At 45.2% G+C, this 3,492-nt stretch carries 1 protein-coding gene and 8 tRNA genes; 3 read left to right on the top strand and 6 right to left on the bottom strand.

The window, feature by feature from the left end:
• Window positions 1-188 precede the first annotated feature (188 nt).
• The 6 genes from Q4Q46_RS21245 to gltX form a co-directional block, all read right to left on the bottom strand.
• Window positions 189-264 (bottom strand) — tRNA-Glu (locus tag Q4Q46_RS21245).
• Between the two features lie 134 nt (window positions 265-398).
• A tRNA-Ala gene (locus tag Q4Q46_RS21240) sits at window positions 399-474 on the bottom strand.
• 104 nt (window positions 475-578) lie between these two features.
• A tRNA-Glu gene (locus tag Q4Q46_RS21235) sits at window positions 579-654 on the bottom strand.
• Between the two features lie 131 nt (window positions 655-785).
• Window positions 786-861, bottom strand: a tRNA-Glu gene (locus Q4Q46_RS21230).
• A 51-nt stretch (window positions 862-912) separates the two neighbouring features.
• Window positions 913-988 (bottom strand) — tRNA-Ala (locus Q4Q46_RS21225).
• Window positions 989-1,092: 104 nt separating this feature from the next.
• A complete protein-coding gene (gltX, locus tag Q4Q46_RS21220) occupies window positions 1,093-2,502 on the bottom strand; it encodes a glutamate--tRNA ligase (protein ID WP_259571348.1) in 1,410 nt (469 codons plus the stop codon).
• A 605-nt stretch (window positions 2,503-3,107) separates the two neighbouring features.
• Here gltX and Q4Q46_RS21215 point away from each other — a divergent pair.
• From Q4Q46_RS21215 to Q4Q46_RS21205, 3 genes are all read left to right on the top strand, one after another.
• Window positions 3,108-3,183 (top strand) — tRNA-Val (locus tag Q4Q46_RS21215).
• A gap of 56 nt (window positions 3,184-3,239) precedes the next feature.
• A tRNA-Val gene (locus Q4Q46_RS21210) sits at window positions 3,240-3,315 on the top strand.
• 39 nt (window positions 3,316-3,354) lie between these two features.
• Window positions 3,355-3,430: transfer RNA gene (locus Q4Q46_RS21205), tRNA-Val, on the top strand.
• Window positions 3,431-3,492: the final 62 nt, after the last annotated feature.

Below are 3,492 nucleotides of genomic sequence, written 5' to 3'. Positions count from 1 at the left end.
AACCCCTGTTACCGCCGTGAAAGGGCGGTGTCCTAGGCCTCTAGACGAAGGGGACACAAGGACTTATGTTTTAACTCGTAACCGAGCTTTGTAACACATTCACTTTCGTAGGCTAGGAAGCAAATGCTTTGTTCTTACCAAACAACACGTTAGTTATTTGCTAGGAACCACTCTCTATAAAAAATAGATGGTATCCCCTAGGGGATTCGAACCCCTGTTACCGCCGTGAAAGGGCGGTGTCCTAGGCCTCTAGACGAAGGGGACCCCGGACATATTAATTTGAACTTATTGTTCCCGTTTAACATCTACGGTGTCCTAGGCACTCTCTTCTAATGAAGGAAGGTCACCTCAGACATATTAATTCGAACTCACGTTCCTGCTTAACATCTACAGTAAATTGGTGGAGCTACACGGGATCGAACCGTGGACCTCTTGCATGCCATGCAAGCGCTCTCCCAGCTGAGCTATAGCCCCAAATTTTTGTCGACACTACGAACCTTAATAGTATGCGTATCAGCAGAAATTTAGATTTTGTTCATACCAAACAACTCGTTAGTTATTCGACAGGAACCAATACTTGGTATCCCCTAGGGGATTCGAACCCCTGTTACCGCCGTGAAAGGGCGGTGTCCTAGGCCTCTAGACGAAGGGGACCCGGACTTATGATTTAACTCGTAACCGAGCTTTATAACACATTCACTTCAGTAGGCTAGGAAGTAAATGCTTTGTTCTTACCAAACAACTCGTTAGTTATTTGCTAGGAACCACTCTCTATAAAAAATAGATGGTATCCCCTAGGGGATTCGAACCCCTGTTACCGCCGTGAAAGGGCGGTGTCCTAGGCCTCTAGACGAAGGGGACCCGGACATATTAATTTGAACTCACGTTCCTGCTTAACATCTGCAGTAAGTTTGGTGGAGCTACACGGGATCGAACCGTGGACCTCTTGCATGCCATGCAAGCGCTCTCCCATCTGAGCTATAGCCCCAAACTTATTAAACTACATTTAAGTGCACTACAAGCATTTGCTCGTCTGTGTCTCAACTGCGTGGCGCATTCTATGCAGCGCACCTAAAAGTGTCAACTCGTTTTTTAGGAATTTATTCTATCTGCTATAAATTCAATCGCTTTGGATATTCTTTGCTCAGAACGGCTTCTTCCGATTAAAAATAATGTGATATCAAGGCCTGGTGACTGCCCTGCCCCTGTTACTGCGACACGTAAAGGCATACCAACTTTACCCATACCCACATCTAATTCTGTTGCAGTGTCTTCAATCGCCTGATGGATAGCTTCTACAGTCCACTCAGTTAATGCGGCTAATTTTTGTTGAACCAGTTGCAATGGCTCTAACGCAACACCACGTAAATGCTTTTTCGCTTGGGCTTCATCAAACTCAGCAAAGTCTTCATAGAAGTAGCGGCTAGAAGCGGCTAGCTCTTTTAGTGTCTTAGCGCGTTCGGCTAATGCCGAAACCACTTCCGCTAATGCTGGGCCGTTTGACATATCAATTTTTTGATCGTCCATGTGCCATTGTAAGTGTGTCGCCACATATTCTGGGGCAAGACTCTTTATATAGTGTTGGTTCAACCACACCAGTTTATCGGTATTAAAGGCAGAAGCGGCTTTATTGATATCACCGAGCTTAAAGTATTGCTTCATTTCTTCTAAAGAGAAGATCTCTTGATCGCCATGTGACCAACCTAAACGTACTAGGTAGTTCAACAGTGCTTCTGGCAAATAGCCATCGTCACGGTACTGCATTACGCTCACTGCACCATGACGCTTAGATAATTTCGCGCCATCATCACCGAGAATCATAGAGACGTGAGCATATTCTGGGATCGGCGCCCCTAATGCTTTAAGGATATTGATTTGACGCGGCGTATTGTTGATATGATCTTCACCACGAACCACACAGGTAATTCCCATATCCCAATCGTCAACGACTACACAGAAGTTATAGGTTGGCACACCATCGGTACGGGCGATGATCAAGTCATCTAATGCATCGTTAGAAAATTCAATACGGCCACGAACATGGTCATCAAATACCACTGAACCGCCGATAGGATTTTTGAAGCGCACGACAAATGGTTCATCAGTATCACGAGCGGGTAAGTCACGGCAGCAACCATCGTACTTTTGTGCTTCACCGTTGGCGGCTTGTGCTTCTCTTAACGCATCAATACGCTCACGTGAGCAATAGCATTTGTATGCAGTGCCCTTTGCTAACATTTGGGCAATAATTTCGTTATAACGATCAAAACGCTTAGTTTGGTAATACGGGCCCTCGTCCCATGTCAAACCTAACCAGTTCATACCTTCTAAAATCGCATCGCAGGCGGCTTGAGTCGAACGCTCAATATCAGTGTCTTCAATACGTAATACAAACTCACCGTTATTGGCACGAGCTTGTAACCAAGAATAAAGTGCAGTACGGGCACCACCAACATGTAAGAAACCAGTAGGACTAGGGGCAAAACGCGTCTTAGTTGTCATAATGGGACACTAACCTATATAAAGTCGTCTAGATAAAGACAATCACGATAAAAAAGTGGGCTTATTCTAACAGTCAAAGCAGGCGCTGCAAATGGGACAAGCTCTGCAGTATCACTTATCTGATAAAATCGTGACGCTAAATCCCCTCCTTATATAGAGAAGCCTATATAAAGGTGCACATATTAGAGTGACGCTACTCTTATCACCCGCAAACCTGCACCCCATTTATCTGACTTAAGACTCATGGATTGATTTTCGCTACGCTTAGATCCCTGCCCTACTTTTCCTTCAGCTATAAATAGTGTGTCTTTGACGCAACGCCTATACATCGCTATCCACTCAATCTCTAACATCTAATCATTGTGAGTCACTCACACCCTGTCATTTTATCGTCCAAAAATGCTCACGAATGACATGAGTCTAGCTATCGCGGCATCCCAAACACCCAAATTGCACGCCATTGACAGGCGAATAAACTAACACTTTGATCGGCGGCGTGATTAGCATTAAGCCAATGCGAACAAAAATAGCGCGACCAATGCTTTTTTCACTAAAAAGCGTTGACACTAGATCGAACCTCCCTATAATACGGCTCCACACAGCGAGGTCGATTAGCTCAGCTGGGAGAGCACCTCCCTTACAAGGAGGGGGTCACTGGTTCGAGCCCAGTATCGACCACCATTGTTTTATACATGATTTGTAAATAAATAATGGCTGTACAAAATAGTTATATCCCAGGTCGCTTAGCTCAGCTGGGAGAGCACCTCCCTTACAAGGAGGGGGTCACTGGTTCGAGCCCAGTAGCGACCACCATATAACTTAATGTACATCATTGTGTGAAAGTCATTCCCAGGTCGCTTAGCTCAGCTGGGAGAGCACCTCCCTTACAAGGAGGGGGTCACTGGTTCGAGCCCAGTAGCGACCACCATTCTTCAGTGAATAATGACTTAAAAATTGTGTAATATCAGAATTCCCAGGTCGCTTAGCTCA

Origin of the sequence: Shewanella vaxholmensis, from assembly GCF_031932135.1 — a bacterium.
In the GTDB taxonomy this organism is placed as follows: Bacteria; Pseudomonadota; Gammaproteobacteria; order Enterobacterales; family Shewanellaceae; genus Shewanella; species Shewanella hafniensis.
Note: the sequence above shows the minus strand (reverse complement) of the source record. Positions and strands in the feature narration are given on the sequence as shown.